The sequence below is a fragment of the Kocuria flava genome (genome assembly GCF_001482365.1).
Lineage (GTDB): Bacteria > Actinomycetota > Actinomycetes > Actinomycetales > Micrococcaceae > Kocuria > Kocuria flava.
Map to the genome: position 1 here is coordinate 1,145,570 of NZ_CP013254.1, position 19,417 is coordinate 1,164,986.

A 19,417-nucleotide genomic window follows, 5' to 3' on the forward strand; every position below is an offset into this window, starting at 1 on the left:
CTCCGGAACGGGGTCGGGGAAGGGTCGGGAAATCGTGGGGGCCGGGTCAGGCGTCGAGGCTGACGGGGCCGGCGGCGGTGGAGACGCAGGTCTGGACGAGGTGGCCGGGCTCGCCGTGCACCTCCCCGGTGCGGGTGTCGCGGACCTGTCCGGACAGCAGGGGGGTCACGCACGCGTGGCAGATGCCCATGCGGCAGCCGCTGCGCATCATCAGGCCGGCGTCCTCGCCGGCGGCCAGCAGCGTGGTGGCGCCGTCGGCCTCGACCTCCCGGTCGGCCTTCTCGAAGGTCACCCGCCCGCCCTCCCCGCCGGAGCCGGGGGCGACGACGGGGGCGAAGCGCTCGACCCGCAGCTCGCCCTCCTCCCGGGCCCAGAGGGCCTCGGCGGCGTCGAGGAGGTCGGTGGGCCCGCAGGCGTAGGCGGCGCGCTCCCGCCAGTCGGGGCACGCGGCGTCGAGGTCGGCGGTGCCGGTGAGGTCCAGGCGACGGCCGCGCTCGCCGGTGAACCACTGGACGAGGCGGAAGCCGGGGAACTGGTCGGTGAGCTCGAGCAGCTCCTCGCGGAACAGGGACTGCTCGGGGGAGCGGGAGGAGTGCACGAGCACCAGGTCGGCGTCCGGGCGGCGCGGCACGAGGGTGCGGATCATCGACATCACCGGCGTCAGCCCGCTGCCGGCGGTGAGCATCAGCAGCGGCCGGGGGTGCTCGGGCAGCACGAAGTCGCCCTCCGGCGGGGCCAGGAAGAGGACGTCGCCGGGGCGGGTGCCCCGCACGAGCGCGGTGGAGACCTTGCCCATCGCCGTGACGGTGATCGCGGGGTCCTCCCCGGCGCCGGTGCTCAGCGAGTAGGAGCGCCAGTGCCGCACCCCGTCGATCTCCACCCCGATGCGGGCCCACTGCCCGGCCTCGTGCACGTTCCAGCCGCGGCCGGGGCGGAAGCGGATGGTGACGGAGTCGGCGGTCTCGGGGACCACGGAGGTCACCAGCCCGCGCAGCTGGCGGGCGCTGGCCAGGGGGTCGACGAGCCGCAGGAAGTCCTCCGGCGAGCGGGGGGTCGTGAAGGTGGAGGCCAGACGGGAGAGCAGTCGCAGATGAGGCACTTGATCACTGTGCCCCAATTGTGACGCTTTATCTCGTCGTCGCGCGTACTCTTTCCGCAGAGAAACTGTGCTGCCGGAATGAAAGAGGGAAGACGTGGAACGGGCCGAGCAGAGGAGCCCGGCGGGGCGGGCGGACCGGGAGCTGCCGTGGACGTCCCTGCCGCCGGCGCTGACCCCGCTGCTCGTCCCGCACCTGCCGGCGGTCTCCGAGGAGCTGCTCGCCGGGGTGCGGCTGGACGTTCCCGTCTACGCCCGTCCCATGGAAGGGGTCTTCGGCGACAGCATCCGCCGCGGGGTCGAGGTGGCCCTGACCCGGTTCCTGCAGCTGCCCGGCACCCAGCAGCCGGCGCTGATGGGCGACGCCCGGCGGGTCTACGAAGGGCTCGGGCGCGGGGAGGTGCGCGAGGGGCGGCCGATGGACGCCCTGTTCGCGGCCTACCGCTCGGGGGCGCGGACCACGCTGCGCTCCTTCTCCCGCGTGGCCATGGACGCGGGCTTCGAGGCCTCCGTGCTGATCGCCCTCGCCGAGTCGGTGTTCGCCTACATCGAGGAGCTCTCGGCGGCCAGCGCGGAGGGCTACGCGCAGGAGCAGTCCGAGCGGGCGGGGGAGCGGGACCGCCGCCTGGACGCGCTCGCGGACCTGCTCGTGCGCGGGCACGCGGCCGAGGACACCGTGCGGGCCGCGGCGGCGGCCGCCGGGTGGCCCGTGCCCGAGCGCGTGGTCGTGGTCGTCCTCGCCGCGGACCGGCGGGTGGGGCTGCGCTCCCGGCTGGGCGACCGGGCGCTGCTGGCCTCCCGGCCGGGGGACGTGCTGGCCGTGGTCCCCGAGCCCGCGACCCCCTCCGGGCGGCGCGACCTCGGGCGTACCCTCACCGGGCGCGGCGCCGTGATCGGCCCGGCCCGGCCCTGGCACGCCGCCGCCGACTCCCTGCGCCTGGCGGTGCGGGCGCGGGATCTGCTGCAGCCGCGCGACCCCGGCGGGGAGGCGCCCCTGTGGGTCGCCGAGCACCTCGCGGAGCTGGTGCTCGGCGGCGAGCCGAGCGTGGTGGAGGACCTGGCGGCCCGGCGGCTGGCGCCGCTGGCGGAGCTGCGCCCGGCGCAGCGCGAGCGCCTCGGCGCCACCCTGCTGAGCTGGCTGGCCCACCACGGCCAGCGGGCGGCGATGGCCGAGGAGCTGGGCGTGCACGAGCAGACGGTCGGCTACCGGGTGAACCAGCTGCGCGAGGTCTTCGGGGAGGACCTGCGGGACCCGCAGGTGCGCTTCGAGCTCGAGCTGGTGCTGCGCGCGGGCCACCGCTGACGGGCGGGGGCCCGCCGGTGGGCCGCCCGGGGGTCCTCAGCCGGTGCGCCGGTAGGACTCCCGCTCCCGGGCGTCGTGGGCGACCTGCTCGGCGGCGGTGATGGCGCCGCCGCCGAGGTGCGCCGGCATCCACCAGGCCCCGGGCGCGGGGACCTCGGGGTAGCTCTGCGTGCAGCGGTCGATCCCCGCCTGCAGGGCGGCGCGCAGCCGCTCGGAGGCCGCGGCGGCGTCCTCGCCGGGGGCCACCCGCAGGAGCTCCCCGACGTGCACCCGCACGGGGGTGCGCCACACGTCGCGCAGCCGCAGCCGGCCCCGGCCGCGGGTGAGCATCCGGTGCCCGCCCCACACGGCCACGGGCGCGACCGGGGCGCCGGTCGCGGCGGCCAGCCGGACCGCGCCGGTGCGCAGGGGGCGCACGGTGAAGCTGCGGCTGACCCCGCCCTCCGGGAAGAGCGCCACGAACTCCCCGCGCCGCAGCTTCGCCAGGGCCTCGGCGAAGGCCGGGGCACCGGCGGCGCGGTCGACGACGACGTGGTCGCACAGCCGGCAGACGGCGGTGACGAGCGCGCTGCCGGTGTGCTTGCGGGTGATGAGGAACCGGCTGTGGGCGCGCAGCCGCCGCCAGAGCACGAGCTCGGCGAAGACGAAGTCGAGGTAGCCGAAGTGGGTCACGGCCACGACCGCGCCGTGGCCGGGCCGCACCTCGTGGTGCAGCCCGCGCACGACCTGGTCGCGGGGGAGGTTCTCCTCGCCGGTGACCAGCACCGGCACGCGCAGCAGCCGCACCGCGGCCGCTCCGGCCAGCACGATCGCGCGGTAGGCGTGCCTGCTGGGGCGCAGGATCGGGACCACGGTCCCTCCTCGGGGGCGGGCCCGTGGTGCCGCGGGCCGGGGACGGTCTGTCCGGGTCATCCTAGACCCGGCGGCCCACCCCCGCCGGACGGTGCGGAAAGCCCCCGTACCGCCCCGGTCCGGGGCTCGGTACGCTGGCGGGACAGCGCCCCGGCGCGACCCGTCCCGCGGCGCCCGCCCCGTGCCCGGCAGCGGGCACCCGTTCCCAGGAGACCCCCATGTCCTACGTCCCGCCCGCCGCGTCCCCGCCCCCGACGGGGGCCCAGGGGGACGAGCGCACCCTGGCGATCCTCACCCACCTCTCCGGCCTGATCGGCGCGCTGGTCTCCGCCGGCTGGCTGGGCTTCGTGGGCCCCCTCGTGGTGTGGCTGGTCTACAGGGACCGCAGCCCGTTCCTGCGGGCGAGCGCCGCGGGCTCGTTCAACTTCAACCTGTCGATGTGGCTGCTCAACGCCCTCGCGTTCGTGTGCTTCGCGACGATCCTGCTGATCCCGGTCGCGATCGTGCTGTGGGTCGTGGCCTTCGTGATGCTCGTGGTCCTGCACGTCCTGGCGGTGCTGCGCGCCAACCGGGGCGAGGTCTACCCCTACCCCCTGCAGGTCCCGGTCCTGCGCTGAGCCCCGCCGCGCCGGGCCGGGGCTCAGGGGATCCCGACGAGCCCGGTGCGGTAGGCCGCGATGACGGCCTGCACCCGGTCGCGCACCCCCAGCTTCGTGAGGACGTGGCTCAGGTGGGACTTCACGGTGGGCTCCGAGAGGTAGAGCTGCGCCGCGATCTCCTTGTTGCTCAGTCCCTCGCAGAGCAGCTCGAGCACGGTCAGCTCGCGCTCCGAGAGCGCCCGGCGCAGCGCGGCGGCCCCGGCGGGCCCGTCCGCCCGGGCCCGCGGGGCCGGGGGATCGGCGACCACGCTGCGGATGAGGGTCGCCGCGACCCCGCGCGAGACGGCCGACTCCCCGGCGAGCACCGCCCGCACGGCCCCCACGATCTCGTGCGGTTCCGAGTCCTTGAGCACGTACCCGCTCGCGCCCGCCCGCAGCGCCGGGATCACCCAGTCCTCCGAGGAGAACGTGGTCACGGCCAGCACGCGGGTCGCAGGGAACTCGCCCGTGATCGCCCGGGTCGCCTCGACGCCGTCGAGCACCGGCATCTGCAGGTCCATGAGCACGAGGTCCGGGCGCAGCGCCCGGCACTGGGCCACGGCGGTCCGGCCGTCCTGGGCCTCGCCGACGACGACCAGGTCCTCCTCGTGGTCGATGAACACCCGCAGGGCCCCGAGCATCAGGCGCTGGTCGTCGACGACCAGGACCTTCGCGGGCCCGGCCGAATCCTCATGCATGCTCATGTTCCCCATGGTACGGGGAGGACCCCGGCCCGCCGCGGGCGGCCCCGCGCGGGGTCCGTCTCCTCCGTCCGGAGGAGACGGACCCCGACGAACGGATGAGGCGCCGCCGCGGGCGGGTGCGGCAGGATCGGGGTGCGCCCGCCCGCGCACCCCTCCCCGCTCCCGGAAGGCCCCCCCATGACGCACCGCCGCACCCTCACCGCCCTGCTCCTGGCCGCCGCCCTGGTCGGCGGGGGCGCCGCCCCGGCGACCGCGGCCCCGGCGCGCTGGGACAGCTACCACGGCACGTGGTGCAGCTTCCTCCTGCTGCGGTGGTGCTGACCCGCCCGCTGCGCCCGGAGGGCCCGGGTCCCGGCGGTCCCCGCGGCTATCATCCGTGGGTGAGCGCCTCCCCGCACCCCCCGCACGACGACCCCGCGGCGGGCACCCGCCCGCCCGGCCCGGGACTGCTGCCGCCCGGCTTCGCCGACCGGCGACCCTTCCACCGGTGGGTGCAGGTCGGCCTGTTCGTCCTCGTGGGCATCAACGGCCTCGACGGGGCCCGCGTCGTGCTGCGCGGCCCGGGGCTGGGCTTCGGGGACCAGGACTACGAGCTGCTGCTGCTCGCCGTGGAGGCGTGCACGATCGTGGTGCTGGCGCTGCGGCCCAGCTGGACCTGGGTGCCCCTGGCCGCGCTGCTCGCGCTGCTGCTCCCCCTGGAGAACCCGGGCAGCTACGTGGTCCTGGTGCCCCTGCTCCTGGCCTTCGCCGCCTACGCCGCCGCCCTGCCGGGGCTGGGGCTGGCCCTGGCCGCCGTGCTCGTGTGGCAGGTCGCCTGGTCCGCGGGGTTCTCCGCGGTCGGGCCCCGCTTCCTGTGGAGCTACGTCCCGCTCACGCTCGTGCTCACGCTGCCCGGGCTGGTCCTGCGGTCCCTGAGCGCCCAGCGGGAGCGGGACCGGGCCGAGCTCGCGGCGGCCGAGGAGAGCACGGGCCGGGCGCTCGAGCAGCAGCGGCTCGAGCTGGCCCGGGAGCTGCACGACATCATCGCCCACGACCTCACCGTCATCGCGATGCAGGCCCGCTCGGGGGCCTACGCGGAGGACCCCGCGGTGATGCGGGAGACCCTGGGGGTGGTCGGCGACTCCTCCCGGGCCGCGCTGCGCGACCTCCGGCGGCTGCTGCAGGTGATGCGCTCGGGCCAGGACGAGGGAACGGCCGGCGAGGTCGAGGGGGCCGTCGCGGCGGACCCGCGCAGCGACCTCGAGGACGTCGCCGAGGCGCTCGCGGAGGTGGGCGTGCCGGTGCGCACCCGCTGCGAGGGCCCCCTGGCGCGGATCCCCGACAGCGTGCGCCCGACCGTCCGCCGGGTGCTGCGCGAGGCCGCGACCAACGTCATGAAGCACGCCCCGGGCACGACCTCCTGCGTGCTGTCGGTCGTCGTGGACGGCACGGACGTGCACGTCGAGGTCGGCAACACCGCCGGCGAGCGGACGGGACCGCGCTTCCCCGCCTCCGGCTTCGGGCTCACCGGCCTGCGCGAGCGCGTGCACCTGCTGGGCGGCCGGCTCTCAGCGGGCCCCACCGCCGAGGGCTGGCGGGTCCGGGCGAGCATCCCGCTGACCGCCGCCGCGGTGTGAGAGCACCACGGCCGCCACGAGCACCAGCAGTGCCGCGCTGAGGCCGTCGAAGCCGATCCGCGCCAGCACGGGGCCCGCGAGCGCCCCGCCCGCCGCCCCGGCCAGGTTCATCAGCAGGTCGGAGACGCCCTGCAGCTTCGGACGGTCCGGGGCCGCCACGGCCTCGGCCACGAGCGCCGAGCCGGCGACCGTGGACGCGGACCAGCCCAGGCCCAGGAGCACCAGCGCCGCGGTCACGAGCACGGGGGAGCCTGCGCCCAGCCAGGCCAGGACGAGGGCGGCGACGAACATCGCCTGACCGGCCAGGATCACGGGCCGGCGCCCGGCCCGGTCGGCGAACCGGCCGAAGACGGGGGACAGGGCGTACATGCCCGCCACGTGCAGGCTGATGGTCAGGCCCACGACGCTGAGCGAGGCCCCGTGCCCGGACAGGTGCACCGGGGTCATCGACATCAGCGCGACCATGGTGGCGTGGCTCAGGGCCACGGTCAGCACCGCCCGGCGGGCCGGGGCGGAGGATCGCAGCACCGCCAGCCCGCCGCCGGGGGAGGGCCGGTCCCGCCCCGCGGCCTCGCCGTCGGCCGCCGCCAGCAGCAGCGGGTCCGGGCGCAGCGCCGTGAGGTAGACGAGCGCGCCGACCGACTGGGCGGCCAGGGCGATCACGAACCCGCCCGTCAGCGGCGGCAGCCCCAGGGCCCGCCCGATCAGCTCGCCCGGCTCGAAGAGGTTGGGCCCCAGCACCGCCCCGACCGTCGTCGACCACACGACCAGGGACAGGTCCCGGGCGCGGGTGTCGTCGGCGGCCAGGTCGGTCGCGGCGAAGCGGGACTGCAGGTTCAGGGCCGACCCCGCGCCCAGCAGGGCCAGGCCCGCGAGCAGCACCGGGAAGCTGCCCAGCACCGCGGCGCCGATCGTGACCGCCGCCCCGGCCACGGCGGTCAGCGCCCCGGTGCTCAGCGAGATCCGGCGCCCGCGCGCCTGGGCGAGGCGGGCCAGGGGGACGGCCAGCAGGGCCGCGCCGAGGGTGTTCATGGTCGCGGCCATCCCGGACCAGGCGGAGGAGCCGGAGACCTCGGTGGCCAGCAGCGCGCCGAGCGCGAGCGTGGCCCCGACCCCCAGTCCGCCGAGGACCTGGCCGAGGGCGAGGACGCGGACCACCCGGCGCTGGAGGGCGCGGCGGTCGACGGTGGTGTTCGTGGTGCGCATGACCGCCATGGTATGCCCCCGGGGGTACGTCCCGGCCGCGGGGGAGCGGGATGTGCTTCCATGCAGGGCATGGCCCCCGCAGCGCACCCCGACCCCTCCGACCTCGTCGTCGGCCCCGACGGCCTCGCCCGGCCCCGCTGGGCCGCGGCCGACCCGCTGCTGCGGGAGTACTACGACACGGAGTGGGGGATGCCGGTGCGCGACGAGCGGGGACTCTACGAGCGGATCTGCCTCGAGGGCTTCCAGTCCGGACTGTCCTGGGCGACCATCCTGCGCAAGCGCCCCGCCTTCCGCGCCGCCTTCGCGGGCTTCGACCCGGACGCGGTCGCGGCCTTCGGGGCCGACGACGTCGAGCGGCTGCTGGCCGACGCCGGCATCGTGCGCCACCGCGGGAAGATCGAGGCGGCGATCGGCAACGCCCGGGCCACGGTGGCCCTGCGCGCGGACGGCGGGCTGCCCCGCCTCGTGTGGTCCTTCCGCCCCGCCGCCACCCCCGCGCCCCGCACCGCCGCCGAGGTCCCGACCCGCTCCCCGGAGTCGGAGGCGCTGGCCCGGGCGCTGCGGGACCGCGGCTTCCGCTTCGTGGGCCCGACCACCGCGCACGCCCTGATGGAGGCCGTCGGGCTGGTGGACACCCACCTCGTGGGCAGCCACCGCCGCGGCAGCTCGGGCGTGTGGCCCGCCCCGCCGGAGGGTGCGTAGGATCGCTGGCACCGGCCCGTTCCCGTCCCCGCAGGAGGCCCCGATGTACGACAACAGCCGCCAGCGCAGCGCCGTGCTCCCGCTGGTGCTCACCACCGTGGGCTCGGTCCTCGTGGGCATGGTCGCGCGCCGGGTCCGCCAGGAGCGGGCCGCCCGCGACGGGGTCCCGGGCGGCCGGCGGGCCGCGGCCCGGGACCGCCGGCTGCGCTCCCGCCGCGCCCGCGGTCCCGTCCTGTGAGCGCCCCGGGCGGCGCCGGCGGGCGCCCGATCAGCTGGGTCGACGTCTTCTCGGCGCGGCCGCTGGGCGGCAACCCCCTCGCCGTCGTGCACGCGGCCGAGGGCCTCGACGACGAGCGGATGGCACGCCTGGCCCGGTGGACCAACCTGTCCGAGACCACGTTCGTGCTGCCCCCGCGGGACCCGGGCGCCGACTACCGGGTGCGGATCTTCACCCCCGGCGGGGAGCTGCCCTTCGCCGGGCACCCGACCCTCGGCACCGCCTCCGCGTGGCTGGCCCGGGGCGGGCGGCCCGCGGGGGAGGAGATCGTCCAGGAGTGCCCGGCCGGGCTCGTGCGGATCCGCCGCACCGGGCAGCGCCTGGCCTTCGCCGCGCCCCCGCTGGTGCGCTACGAGCCGGTCGGCGACGAGCAGCTGCTCGGGCGCATCGCCCGCTCGCTGCGGCTGGGGCGCGAGCAGCTGCTCGAGGCCTCGTGGCTGGACAACGGGCCCGGCTGGATCGGCGTGCGCCTGGCCGACGCCGCCGCCGTGCTGGCGGTCCGCCCCGACTGGACGGCCATGGCCGGGCTCAAGCTCGGGCTGGTCGGGGCCCACCCCGAGGGCGCCGAGTGCGCCGTGGAGGTCCGCGCCCTCGTCGGCGACTGGGTCGTCGAGGACCCCGTCACGGGCAGCCTCAACGCGGGGCTGGGCCGCTGGCTCACCGACCGTGGCTGGGCCCCGGACGACTACGTCGCCGCCCAGGGCACCGTCCTGGGGCGCAGCGGCCGGGTCCACGTCCGGCGCGAGGGCGCCGAGGTGTGGGTCGGCGGGCACGTGCGCTCCGTGGTCGAGGGCGTGCTCGAGCTGCCGGACGAGGACGAGGACGAGGAGGAGCGGTCGTGAGCGTGCGCGAGCTGCGGGCCGAGCCGGTCACCGGCGCCGTCGCCCACCACGGGGAGGGCCCCTGCTGGTCCCCGTCGTGGGGCGGGCTGCGGTGGGTCGACATGCTGGCCGGCGACGTCCTGAGCCTCGGCGCCGACGGGCGGGTGCGCCGCACGCACGTCGCCGACGTCGTGGCCTGCGTGCGGCCCCGGACCCGCGGCGGCGCGGTGCTCGCCGTCGCGCGGGGGATCGCCCTCGAGGAGCCCGACGGCGCCGTCCGCACGGTCCTGGAGCTGTGGCAGGACCCCGGCGTGCGGATGAACGAGGGCGGCACCGGGCCCGACGGCTGCTTCTGGGCCGGGTCGATGGCCTACGACCAGGCCGAGGGCGCCGCGCGGCTCTACCGGGTCCGTCCCGACCTGACCTGGGAGACGGTGCTCGAGGGCGTGACGGTCTCCAACGGCATCGCGTGGTCCCCGGACGGGTCCCGCGCCTACTACGCCGACACCCCCACGGGGCGGATCGACGTCCTCGACCCCGCCGCGCCCGCCGCTCCCGGCGGCCGCCGGCCCTTCGTGACCCCCCGCCTGACCGACGGCGACCCCCTGCCCGACGGCCTCACGGTGGACGCCGAGGGCGCCGTGTGGGTGGCCCTGCACGGGGCGGGGCAGGTGCACCGCTACCGCGCCGACGGGCAGCTCGACACCGTGGTGCACGTGGGCGCCCGGCAGACCACCGCCTGCGCCCTGGGCGGCGACGACCTGCGGACCCTCTACGTCACGACCTCCCGCGAGGGCCTCGCCCCGGGCGAGGACCCCGCCGCCGGCTCCCTGTTCGCCGTGCGGGTCGGCGTCCCGGGCCTGCCGGTCCTGCCCTTCCCGGGCTGAGCGGCCGCACCACCCGGCGGCGGCCCGGCCCACGACCGATCCAGGAGACCACCATGACCGCAGGCCCCGGCGCGTCCCCGGACGTGGTCACCGGCTCCATCCGCCTGCTCGCCGAGCGCGGCTGGGAGGCCACCACCGTCGACCAGCTCGCCCAGGCCGCCGGGGTCAGCCGGGCCACGTTCTTCCGCAAGTACGGGTCCAAGGAGGACATCGTCTTCGCGGACCACGCCGCGACCCTCCGGCGGCTCGAGGAGCTGCTGGCGCGCACCGACCAGGACCCGGCCACGGTCCTGCGCACCGGGGTGCTGCTGGTCTTCCGCCACCACCTCGACCACCGCGAGCGCACCCTGGCCCGCCACGCCCTGCTGCGGCAGGTCCCGCAGCTGCGCGACCGGGAGCTGATCACCTCGCACCGCTACGAGCGCGTGTTCCGCGCGTGGCTGCGCACGGCCCTGCCGCCCGGCCCGCACCGCGAGACCCTCGCCACGGCCCTGTCCGCCGCGGCGGTCGCCGTGCACAACGCCGCCCTGCGCTCCTGGCTGCGCGCTCCGGGCACCGACCCCACCGAGGAGCTCGACGCCCGCACGGCGCGGCTGGCCCGCACCCTGATCGCCGGCCTCGGCGACGGGGGCGGTGGCGCGGACGGCCGCGAGGGCCTGGCACCTGCGGACCTCCGACCGAACGGCGGCCCCGGGGGGGCGGGCCCGCCGTCGTCGTCACCGTCCTGGACCCGGGGGCGGGCACCGAGGAGGTCCTCGCCGCGGTGCGCGCGGCCCTGGAGACCGCCCCCGGCGCCCGCGGGTGACCCGCGCTCAGGACTCCTCGGCGAGGAACTCCTCGGCCAGCACGGCGTAGACCAGCTCGTCGCGCCACTGCCCCAGCTGGTGGTGGCTCTCCCGCAGGGTGGCCTCCAGGCGCATCCCGAGCCGCTCGCAGACCTTGGCCGAGCTGATGTTGAGCGCGTCGAGGCTCGCGCGCACGCGGTGGGCGCCGAGCGGGCCGAAGGCGAAGCCGATGGCCGCCCGCGCGGCCTCCGAGGCGTAGCCCTGCCCGGTGTGCTCCGGGTGGACGACCCACCCGATCTCCACCTGGGCCGCGTGCGCGTCCACGAGGGTCATCACGATCTCGCCCACGAGCTCGTCGCCGCCGCGCGGGGTCACCGCGAAGCGCACGTGGTCGCCGTCGCGGCCCCACGGGCGCAGCCCGCTGTTCTCGGCGATGGCGCGCTCGCAGTCCGCCCGCGAGCGCGGGCCGCGCCACGCGTACTGCGCGTAGTCCTCGCGGCTCTGGTAGGAGTGCATGGGGTCGAGGTCCTCCGCCCGGAAGCGGCGGAACGAGAGTCGGTCGGTGTCGGGAGGCAGCACGTCGATCATCCCGCCCAGCCTATCCGCGGCGGCACGCCCCCGACCACGCGCGGGCCCGGGCGTGCGCGTGCCGCCGTCACGGGGCGACACCGGGAGCGGGCGCCTCCCCGGGACCCGATTGTGATACTGAGTCCCTTGACGATGATACTGAGTATCAGGCAGTGTGGTGGCGATCACCGTGCGGGACGCCCGCACCGCGCCGACCCAGGAGCACCGCCCATGGCCCCCACCGCGTCCGCCCCCTCGTTCCCCTCGACCGTCGACGTGCGGGCGGAGCAGCTCGTGCTGCCCGGCCGGACCCGGCCGACCGCGCTCGTGCGGCTGGACGCCACCGAACCGGGCGGGCTGATCATCTGGGGCTCCCGGGCCCTCGCCGACCTCCGCGACGTCCTCGCGGGCCTCGACACCGGGGCGGTCGAGGCGATCGTGGTCACCGGCAACGAGCGGTCCTTCGGCGCCGGGGCGAACCTCAAGGAGATCCGCTCCGCCCAGCTGCGCGGGGCCTCCGAGGAGTACGTCGGCCTCGGCCACGAGGCCTTCGGGCTGCTCGCCGACGCCCCGGTCCCCACCTTCTCCCTGGTCACCGGCCAGGCCCTCGGCGGCGGCCTGGAGCTGGCCCTGCACACCGACCACCGGATCGGCCACCGCGGCGCAGGGCCGCTCGGGCTGCCCGAGTGCCGCCTCGGCTTCTTCCCGGGCTGGGGCGGGGTGCACCTGCTGCCGCACCTGATCGGGCCCGCCGCCGCCCTGGAGCAGATCGTCTTCGCCCCGATGCGCGGGCGCACCCTGCGGGCCCCCGAGGCGCTCGAGCTCGGCCTGCTCGACGCCGTCCTCGACGCCGCCCCCGGCACCGAGCAGTGGGAGAGCGGCTGGCAGCAGTGGGTCGCGACCCGGCTCGAGGCCATCGACGCCGGCGCCCCCCGCCGTCCCGCCGGCACCCCGGGGGAGGCGGACGCGCAGGAGTGGGAGCAGGCCGTCGAGGCCGCCCGCGCCCGCGCCGAGCGCACCTGGCACGGCGCCGCCCCGGCCCCGCTCGTGGCGATCGACCTCGTGGCCGCGGCCCGCACGCAGTCGCGCACCGAGAACGGCGACCGTGCCGTGCGGGCCTTCGCGGAGCTCGTGGTCGGGGACGTCGCCAAGGCCTCCCTCTACGCCTTCGAGCTCGTCTCCGCCCGCTCCCGGCGGGCCGCCGACGTCCCGCCGGTCCCGCCCGCCCCGCTGCGCCGCGCCGCGGTGATCGGCGCCGGGCTGATGGCCGGGCAGCTGGCCTCCCTGATCGCCGGCGGCGCCGGGATCCCCGTGGTCATGACCGACCTCGACGACGAGCGCCTGGCCGCCGGTGTCGCCCGCACCCGGGAGCGCTTCGCCGCCCAGGCCGCGAAGGGCCGGCTCTCCCCGGAGCGCGCCGAGCAGCTCTCCGCGCTGGTCACCGGCGCCCGCGGCCCCGAGGACCTCGCCGACGCCGACTTCGTGATCGAGGCCGTGTTCGAGGACCTCGAGGTCAAGCGCGCCGTCCTCGCCCAGTGGGAGGGCGTGCTGCGCCCCGACGCGGTGCTGGCCACCAACACCAGCTCCCTGTCCGTGACGGCCATGGCCGAGGGGCTGCGGCACCCCCAGCGGGTGGTCGGCTTCCACGTCTTCAACCCCGTGGAGGTCACCCCGCTGCTCGAGGTCGTCGCGGGCGAGCGCACCGGGGACACCGCCCTGGCCACCGCCTTCGACCTCGCCGCCCGGCTGCGGCGCACGGCCGTGCGCGTCCAGGACGCCCCCGGGTTCGTGGTCAACCGGGTGCTGACCCGCATGTTCGACGTCGTGGTCCGGGCGGTCGACGCGGGCACGGACCCCGCCGTGGCGGACCGCGCCCCGGACCCGATGGGCCTGCCCATGACCCCGCTGCGGCTGCTCGACTTCGTGGGCCCCGCCGTGCTGCACCACGTGAACGCGACCATGCACGAGGCCTACCCCGAACGCTTCGCGCGCTCGCCGTGGATGGATGCCGTCGTCGAGGCCGGCCTGCAGCACGTGCTGCCGACCCGCGAGGAGCCCGCGACCGGGGCCGACGGCTACCTGGCCGCCCCGGCCGCCGAGCTACTCGAGCGCACCCGCGACCCGCGGCGGGCCGCCCCCGCCACGGCGGAGGAGCTGCTCGCCCGGGTCCAGGACGCCCTGGCCGAGGAGATCGGGACGATGCTCGCGGAGGGCGTCGTCGCCGGGCCCGAGGACGTGGACCTGTGCATGGTGCTCGGCGCCAACTACCCCTTCCACCTCGGCGGGATCACCCCGTACCTCGACCGCACCGGCGCCGCCGAGCGCGTGCTCGGCCGCCGCTTCGCCGCGGGCTGAGCCCCGTCCGCCCGCCTCCCGCCCCACCGACCCGAAGGACCGACCGCCATGACCGCCACCCCCGAGACCGGCGAGAGCCTGTTCCCCGCCGGCACCGTCGAGCCCGACTACGTCCTCGACCGCGCCCTCGACACCGACGCCGCCGGGGTCCTCGACTCCGTGGCCGCCGCCGACCGGGAGCACTGGATGCGCGCCCGGGCCTTCGTCGAGGAGGACCTGCTGCCGGTCATCGGCGAGCACTGGGACCGCGCCGAGTACTCCCTCGACCTCGTCCGCCGCCTCGGGGAGCTCGACCTCCTGCGCGACGGCGTGGCGGTCGAGGGCTTCGCGCCCATGTCCAAGACCGCGGCGGGACTCGTGTGCATGGAGCTCTCCCGCGGGGACGGGTCGATCGCCACGGTCACGGGCGTCCAGGGCGGTCTGGCGATGCGCTCGATCGCGATGTGCGGCACCGAGGAGCAGCGGCAGCGCTGGCTGCCGCGCATGGCCACGGGCGAGCTCCTCGGCGCGTTCGCCCTCACCGAGCCCACCCACGGCTCGGACTCCGTGGGCCTCGAGACCCGGGCGAGCCCGGTCGAGGGCGGCTGGCTGCTCAACGGCGAGAAGAAGTGGATCGGCAACGGCTCCATGGGCGGGATCACCGTGGTCTGGGCCCGCTCCGACGCCGACGGCCGGGTGCACGGGTTCGTCGTCCCGCAGGAGAGCGAGGGGTACACGGGCACGACCATCCCCGGCAAGCTCGCCCTGCGCGCCATCCACCAGGCCCACATCCGCTTCGAGAACGTCTTCGTCCCCGAGGAGAACGTCCTGCCGGCGGCCCGGTCCTTCAAGGACACCGCCGCGGTCCTGTTCGCCACCCGCATCGGCGTGGCCTGGGGCGCGGTCGGCCACGCCCAGGCCTGCTACGAGTCGGCCGTGCAGTACGCCGCCCAGCGCGTGCAGTTCGGCCGCCCGCTCGCGGCCTCGCAGATCGTCCAGGAGCGGCTGGCCCGCATGCTCAGCGAGCTCACCCAGATCCAGCTGCTCGTGGCGCGGATGACCGAGCGGGAGGAGGCCGGCACGCTCACCGCCGAGCAGGCCTCGCTCGCGAAGTACACCGCGACCCGCGCGGCCCGCTCGATCGCCGCCAACGCCCGCGACCTGCTCGGCGGCAACGGCATCCTGGTGCGCCACCGGGTGGCCCGCCACTTCGCCGACGTCGAGGCCCTGCACACCTACGAGGGCACCGAGACCGTCCAGGCCCTGATCGTGGGGCGCGGGATCACCGGCATCTCGGCCTTCGCCTGAGCCCGCCACCGCCGGGACGACGGCGGTCCCCGACCCCGCCGGTGGCCACCGCCGCCCCGGCCACGACTCCCGGCGTGCTCCCCGGGACGACAGGAGGACGACCGTGCTCGCCAACCACGAACCCCTGAGCCCCCTGCGGTTCCTGCAGCGCTCCGCCGAGGTCTTCCCCGACCGCGAGGCGGTCGTGCACGGGACGCGGCGCTGGACCTACCGGCGGTTCGCGGCCGAGGCCCAGCGTCTGGCCCGGGCCCTGGGCCCGCACCTCGAACCGGGCGGGCGGGTGGCCGTCGTGGCCCCCAACGTCCCGGAGATGCTGCTCGCCCACTACGCCGTGCCCCTGGCCGGCGGGGTGCTCGTGCCGCTGAACCCGCGCCTGTCCGGGCGGGAGCTCGGCTACGTCCTGGGCCACTCGGAGGCCCGGGTCGTGCTCGCCGACACCGAGGTCGTGGCCACGGTCGCCCGGGTCGCGCGGCAGCTGGAGCCGGCGCCCGTCGTCGTCGAGGTGAACGACCCCACGACCGGCGCACCGCCGGCGGCCCCCGAGGGCGCCGTGGCCCTCGAGCGGTTCCTGGAGGCGGGCCCCGACGGACCCGACCTGCCGTGGCGGGTCGCCGACGAGAACACCCCCATCACCCTGAACTACACCTCCGGCACCACCGGCCCGCCCAAGGGCGTGCTCTACTCCCACCGCGGCGCGTACCTCAACGCCCTCGGCGAGGTGTTCCACAACGGCTTCGACGGTGCGACCCGCTACCTGTGGACCCTGCCGATGTTCCACTGCAACGGCTGGTGCACCACCTGGGCCGTCACCGCCGCCGGGGGACGGCACGTGTGCCTGCGCGCCGTGCGGGCCGAGGCCGTCTGGGAGGCGTTCGACACCGAGGGGATCACCCACCTGTGCGGGGCGCCCGTGGTGTGCTCCACGATCGTGGACGCCGAGCAGGCCCACCCGCTGGACCGGCCGCTGCGGATCACGACCGCTGGTGCCCCGCCGGCCCCCTCCGTGATCCAACGGCTCGAGGAGCACGGGATGAGCGTGGTCCACGTCTACGGGCTCACGGAGGTCTACGGCCCCCACACCATCTGCGAGCCCCAGGACGAGTGGGCGCAGCTGCCGCCGGCGGAGCGGGCCCGGACCATGGCCCGCCAGGGGGTGGGGATGCTGCAGGCCGAGTCCGCCCGGGTCGTCGACGAGCGGATGCGGGACGTCCCCGCCGACGGCGAGACCCTCGGCGAGGTCGTGCTGCGCGGCAACAACGTGATGCTCGGCTACTTCAAGGACGAGCAGGCCACCGCCGAGGCGTTCCGCGGCGGCTGGTACCACACCGGCGACCTCGGGGTGATGCACCCCGACGGCTACCTGCAGCTGAAGGACCGGGCGAAGGACATCATCATCTCGGGCGGGGAGAACATCTCCTCGATCGAGGTCGAGCAGGCCCTCGCCTCCCACCCGGACGTCCTCGACGTCGCCGTCGTCGGCGTGCCCGACGAGAAGTGGGGCGAGCGGCCGGTGGCCTGGGTCGTGCGCACCGGTGGGTCCTCCGCCACGGCGGAGGAGCTGCGCGCCCACGCCGCGGAGCGGCTGGCGCGCTTCAAGGTCCCGGACAGCATCCGCTTCCCCGAGCAGCTGCCCCGCACCGCCACGGGCAAGGTGCGCAAGAACGAGCTCCGCGGCGCCTGACCCGCAGCGGCGCCCGGTTCGCGACCGGGCCCCGGTCACGGCGCCGGGGAAGGGCGCGGTGCGGCCGCGCCGCGGGAGACGCGCGCGGCCGGGCGGCCCGTCCGGCACGGGCGCCCGTCCAGCACGAGCTCCCGCGCGGCGGGGGCCCCGTGCAGCAGGAGGCCCCCGCCGGGCGGCGGGGGCCTCCTGCTGCACGGCCGGCGGACGGGCCGGCCGCTCCGTCCCGGTGCTCAGGCCAGCGGATCGCCGCCCGCGTGGAAGGAGTCGTTGCTGGCGTCGACCTCGTCCTCGAAGGTCGGGTCCACGGGCACGTCCAGATCGGCCAGGGCCTCGCCCATGCGGGGCTCATCCGGCGGGATCTGCTCGTCGCCCTCCAGGTAGCGCTCGTCCCGGCGCTCGTCGCGCTCCTCCTGCTCGCTGGGGACGTCCGGGTGCTCGGGGTCCGCGCGGTCGCTCTCGTCGACGGCGGCCTCCTCGCCCTCGACCAGGGGGTCCTCGCGCCAGTGCTCCGGGTCGACCTCGGCCGCCCCCTCGTAGGTGTCGGGCGTCTCGGGCAGCTCTTCCGGTGAGGTGCTCATCTGAGGTCCTTCCTGCTCGTGGAAACGGTGTTCGATCAGCCTACGCACGACCGCCGCGCGGCCCCAGGAACCGCTCCGGCCGCCCCTCCGGACCGGGGGAGCTCCGGTTTTGACGGTCCCCCGGGGCGTGTGTAATGTATTCCGAGTCGCCGCAAGGGACGCGAGAGATCGCCCCGGCCGACGCCGCCGAACTCCGGCAAGAACCAGCCCCTCTCCTCGAGACGAGCGATGCCCGCTGCGCGGGAGACAGCGAGTTGCGAGAAGGTGAACGGCTGGATAAGCTGGAGAGGTTGCTTCGGGCAGGAACGAGAAATCGCGAACCCGACGACGACGACGAGAATTCATCTCGGTTTCGGGGTCTGGTGGCCCGGTTGCCGGTCTGTTGTTTGAGAACTCAATAGTGTGCCATGTTTGTTGATACCGGATGTTTTATCTGGTTGATGGATCGCTGTGCCCTGCCTCCGTGGGGTGTGGTGGTCTTGTCGGCCGGGGTTTTGTTTTCTGTTTTTTTGACGGAGAGTTTGATCCTGGCTCAGGACGAACGCTGGCGGCGTGCTTAACACATGCAAGTCGAACGCTGAAGCTCCAGCTTGCTGGGGTGGATGAGTGGCGAACGGGTGAGTAATACGTGAGTAACCTGCCCTTGACTCTGGGATAAGCCTGGGAAACCGGGTCTAATACTGGATACGACGTCCTACCGCATGGTGGGGGGTGGAAAGGGTTTTACTGGTTTTGGATGGGCTCACGGCCTATCAGCTTGTTGGTGGGGTAATGGCCTACCAAGGCGACGACGGGTAGCCGGCCTGAGAGGGTGACCGGCCACACTGGGACTGAGACACGGCCCAGACTCCTACGGGAGGCAGCAGTGGGGAATATTGCACAATGGGCGCAAGCCTGATGCAGCGACGCCGCGTGAGGGATGACGGCCTTCGGGTTGTAAACCTCTTTCAGCAGGGAAGAAGCCACAAGTGACGGTACCTGCAGAAGAAGCGCCGGCTAACTACGTGCCAGCAGCCGCGGTAATACGTAGGGCGCAAGCGTTGTCCGGAATTATTGGGCGTAAAGAGCTCGTAGGCGGTTTGTCGCGTCTGCTGTGAAAGCCCGGGGCTCAACCCCGGGTCTGCAGTGGGTACGGGCAGACTAGAGTGCAGTAGGGGAGACTGGAATTCCTGGTGTAGCGGTGAAATGCGCAGATATCAGGAGGAACACCGATGGCGAAGGCAGGTCTCTGGGCTGTTACTGACGCTGAGGAGCGAAAGCATGGGGAGCGAACAGGATTAGATACCCTGGTAGTCCATGCCGTAAACGTTGGGCACTAGGTGTGGGGGACATTCCACGTTCTCCGCGCCGTAGCTAACGCATTAAGTGCCCCGCCTGGGGAGTACGGCCGCAAGGCTAAAACTCAAAGGAATTGACGGGGGCCCGCACAAGCGGCGGAGCATGCGGATTAATTCGATGCAACGCGAAGAACCTTACCAAGGCTTGACATCCACCGGACCGCACTGGAGACAGTGCTTCCCTTCGGGGCTGGTGGACAGGTGGTGCATGGTTGTCGTCAGCTCGTGTCGTGAGATGTTGGGTTAAGTCCCGCAACGAGCGCAACCCTCGTTCTATGTTGCCAGCACGTGATGGTGGGGACTCATAGGAGACTGCCGGGGTCAACTCGGAGGAAGGTGGGGATGACGTCAAATCATCATGCCCCTTATGTCTTGGGCTTCACGCATGCTACAATGGCCGGTACAAAGGGTTGCGATACTGTGAGGTGGAGCTAATCCCAAAAAGCCGGTCTCAGTTCGGATTGAGGTCTGCAACTCGACCTCATGAAGTCGGAGTCGCTAGTAATCGCAGATCAGCAACGCTGCGGTGAATACGTTCCCGGGCCTTGTACACACCGCCCGTCAAGTCACGAAAGTTGGTAACACCCGAAGCCGGTGGCCTAACCCCTTGTGGGAGGGAGCCGTCGAAGGTGGGACCGGCGATTGGGACTAAGTCGTAACAAGGTAGCCGTACCGGAAGGTGCGGCTGGATCACCTCCTTTCTAAGGAGCCGTTGACCGCCGTGT

Annotated in this window: 17 protein-coding genes, 1 rRNA gene and 1 pseudogene; 13 read left to right on the plus strand and 6 right to left on the minus strand. The window is 74.9% G+C overall.

Annotation, left to right across the window (positions count from 1 at the left end; all coding sequences use genetic code 11):
• Positions 1–46 precede the first annotated feature (46 nt).
• Positions 47–1,099 (minus strand): ferredoxin reductase, encoded by a 1,053-nt coding sequence (locus AS188_RS05180; RefSeq protein ID WP_058857958.1) that lies wholly within the window; start codon positions 1,097–1,099, stop codon positions 47–49.
• Between the two features lie 94 nt (positions 1,100–1,193).
• On the opposite strand from AS188_RS05180, the gene AS188_RS05185 reads away from it, so the two are divergent.
• Positions 1,194–2,399, plus strand: coding sequence for a PucR family transcriptional regulator (locus tag AS188_RS05185; RefSeq protein WP_083529264.1), 1,206 nt, complete (start codon positions 1,194–1,196; stop codon positions 2,397–2,399).
• Between the two features lie 36 nt (positions 2,400–2,435).
• On the opposite strand, the gene AS188_RS05190 is transcribed toward AS188_RS05185, so the two are convergent.
• Positions 2,436–3,251: a lysophospholipid acyltransferase family protein gene (locus tag AS188_RS05190; RefSeq protein ID WP_058857959.1), complete on the minus strand. Its 816-nt coding sequence runs from the start codon at positions 3,249–3,251 to the stop codon at positions 2,436–2,438.
• A gap of 218 nt (positions 3,252–3,469) precedes the next feature.
• Between AS188_RS05190 and AS188_RS05195 the strand changes: the two genes are divergently transcribed.
• Entirely contained in the window at positions 3,470–3,868 is a 399-nt protein-coding gene (locus tag AS188_RS05195; RefSeq protein ID WP_058857960.1) for a DUF4870 domain-containing protein, read from the plus strand.
• A gap of 23 nt (positions 3,869–3,891) precedes the next feature.
• On the opposite strand, the gene AS188_RS05200 is transcribed toward AS188_RS05195, so the two are convergent.
• The gene (locus tag AS188_RS05200; RefSeq protein ID WP_083529266.1) at positions 3,892–4,593 is read right to left on the minus strand and encodes a response regulator; all 702 of its coding nucleotides are present in this window, start codon (positions 4,591–4,593) and stop codon (positions 3,892–3,894) included.
• A 177-nt stretch (positions 4,594–4,770) separates the two neighbouring features.
• Here AS188_RS05200 and AS188_RS17090 point away from each other — a divergent pair, with 177 nt between their 5' ends.
• Together AS188_RS17090 and AS188_RS05205 are read left to right on the plus strand one after the other, a co-directional pair.
• Positions 4,771–4,914, plus strand: coding sequence for a hypothetical protein (locus tag AS188_RS17090; protein ID WP_169797983.1), 144 nt, complete (start codon positions 4,771–4,773; stop codon positions 4,912–4,914).
• A 59-nt stretch (positions 4,915–4,973) separates the two neighbouring features.
• Positions 4,974–6,209 (plus strand): sensor histidine kinase, encoded by a 1,236-nt coding sequence (locus tag AS188_RS05205; protein WP_169797984.1) that lies wholly within the window; start codon positions 4,974–4,976, stop codon positions 6,207–6,209.
• Here the strand turns inward: AS188_RS05205 and AS188_RS05210 are convergent.
• Positions 6,141–7,424 (minus strand): MFS transporter, encoded by a 1,284-nt coding sequence (locus tag AS188_RS05210; protein ID WP_058857963.1) that lies wholly within the window; start codon positions 7,422–7,424, stop codon positions 6,141–6,143. The two genes, AS188_RS05205 and AS188_RS05210, sit on opposite strands and share 69 nt — an antisense overlap.
• Positions 7,425–7,484: 60 nt before the next feature.
• On the opposite strand from AS188_RS05210, the gene AS188_RS05215 reads away from it, so the two are divergent.
• The 5 genes and pseudogenes from AS188_RS05215 to AS188_RS17815 form a co-directional block, all read left to right on the plus strand.
• Complete coding sequence (locus tag AS188_RS05215; protein WP_373865617.1) at positions 7,485–8,117, plus strand: DNA-3-methyladenine glycosylase I; 633 nt, start codon at positions 7,485–7,487, stop codon at positions 8,115–8,117.
• Between the two features lie 43 nt (positions 8,118–8,160).
• On the plus strand, positions 8,161–8,355 hold the full coding sequence (locus AS188_RS05220) for a hypothetical protein (RefSeq protein WP_058857965.1): 195 nt from the start codon (positions 8,161–8,163) through the stop codon (positions 8,353–8,355).
• Entirely contained in the window at positions 8,352–9,236 is an 885-nt protein-coding gene (locus tag AS188_RS05225) for a PhzF family phenazine biosynthesis protein (RefSeq protein ID WP_236945061.1), read from the plus strand. Before AS188_RS05220 ends, AS188_RS05225 begins: the two co-directional genes overlap by 4 nt.
• 2 nt (positions 9,237–9,238) lie before the next feature.
• On the plus strand, positions 9,239–10,102 hold the full coding sequence (locus AS188_RS05230; protein WP_058859746.1) for an SMP-30/gluconolactonase/LRE family protein: 864 nt from the start codon (positions 9,239–9,241) through the stop codon (positions 10,100–10,102).
• Positions 10,103–10,155: 53 nt separating this feature from the next.
• A pseudogene (locus tag AS188_RS17815) lies at positions 10,156–10,263 on the plus strand (hypothetical protein); the annotation flags it as partial.
• A gap of 651 nt (positions 10,264–10,914) precedes the next feature.
• On the opposite strand, the gene AS188_RS05235 reads toward AS188_RS17815, so the two are convergent.
• A complete protein-coding gene (locus AS188_RS05235; protein ID WP_058857966.1) occupies positions 10,915–11,475 on the minus strand; it encodes a GNAT family N-acetyltransferase in 561 nt (186 codons plus the stop codon).
• Between the two features lie 210 nt (positions 11,476–11,685).
• On the opposite strand from AS188_RS05235, the gene AS188_RS05240 reads away from it, so the two are divergent.
• The 3 genes from AS188_RS05240 (at position 11,686) to AS188_RS05250 (ending at position 16,777) form a co-directional block, all read left to right on the plus strand.
• Positions 11,686–13,809 (plus strand): 3-hydroxyacyl-CoA dehydrogenase NAD-binding domain-containing protein, encoded by a 2,124-nt coding sequence (locus AS188_RS05240; RefSeq protein ID WP_058857967.1) that lies wholly within the window; start codon positions 11,686–11,688, stop codon positions 13,807–13,809.
• Positions 13,810–13,857: 48 nt separating this feature from the next.
• Entirely contained in the window at positions 13,858–15,096 is a 1,239-nt protein-coding gene (locus tag AS188_RS05245; RefSeq protein ID WP_058857968.1) for an acyl-CoA dehydrogenase family protein, read from the plus strand.
• 103 nt (positions 15,097–15,199) lie between these two features.
• Positions 15,200–16,777 carry an AMP-binding protein gene (locus tag AS188_RS05250; RefSeq protein ID WP_058857969.1) on the plus strand — a complete coding sequence of 526 codons (1,578 nt, stop codon included), beginning with the start codon at positions 15,200–15,202 and terminating at the stop codon, positions 16,775–16,777.
• Between the two features lie 230 nt (positions 16,778–17,007).
• Here AS188_RS05250 and AS188_RS05255 read toward each other — a convergent pair whose 3' ends face one another.
• Positions 17,008–17,355 (minus strand): hypothetical protein, encoded by a 348-nt coding sequence (locus AS188_RS05255; protein ID WP_058857970.1) that lies wholly within the window; start codon positions 17,353–17,355, stop codon positions 17,008–17,010.
• 509 nt (positions 17,356–17,864) lie between these two features.
• Here AS188_RS05255 and AS188_RS05260 point away from each other — a divergent pair.
• A 16S ribosomal RNA gene (locus AS188_RS05260) occupies positions 17,865–19,393 on the plus strand.
• Positions 19,394–19,417: the final 24 nt, after the last annotated feature.

Bases quoted from the DNA above. Each gene is read 5' to 3' on its own strand.
- AS188_RS05195 (WP_058857960.1), top strand. From the start codon at position 3,470: ATGTCCTACGTCCCGCCCGCCGCGTCCCCGCCCCCGACGGGGGCCCAG.
- AS188_RS05200 (WP_083529266.1), bottom strand. From the start codon at position 4,593: ATGAGCATGCATGAGGATTCGGCCGGGCCCGCGAAGGTCCTGGTCGTC.
- AS188_RS17090 (WP_169797983.1), top strand. From the start codon at position 4,771: ATGACGCACCGCCGCACCCTCACCGCCCTGCTCCTGGCCGCCGCCCTG.
- AS188_RS05210 (WP_058857963.1), bottom strand. From the start codon at position 7,424: ATGGCGGTCATGCGCACCACGAACACCACCGTCGACCGCCGCGCCCTC.
- AS188_RS05215 (WP_373865617.1), top strand. From the start codon at position 7,485: ATGGCCCCCGCAGCGCACCCCGACCCCTCCGACCTCGTCGTCGGCCCC.
- AS188_RS05220 (WP_058857965.1), top strand. From the start codon at position 8,161: ATGTACGACAACAGCCGCCAGCGCAGCGCCGTGCTCCCGCTGGTGCTC.
- AS188_RS05235 (WP_058857966.1), bottom strand. From the start codon at position 11,475: ATGATCGACGTGCTGCCTCCCGACACCGACCGACTCTCGTTCCGCCGC.
- AS188_RS05240 (WP_058857967.1), top strand. From the start codon at position 11,686: ATGGCCCCCACCGCGTCCGCCCCCTCGTTCCCCTCGACCGTCGACGTG.
- AS188_RS05245 (WP_058857968.1), top strand. From the start codon at position 13,858: ATGACCGCCACCCCCGAGACCGGCGAGAGCCTGTTCCCCGCCGGCACC.
- AS188_RS05255 (WP_058857970.1), bottom strand. From the start codon at position 17,355: ATGAGCACCTCACCGGAAGAGCTGCCCGAGACGCCCGACACCTACGAG.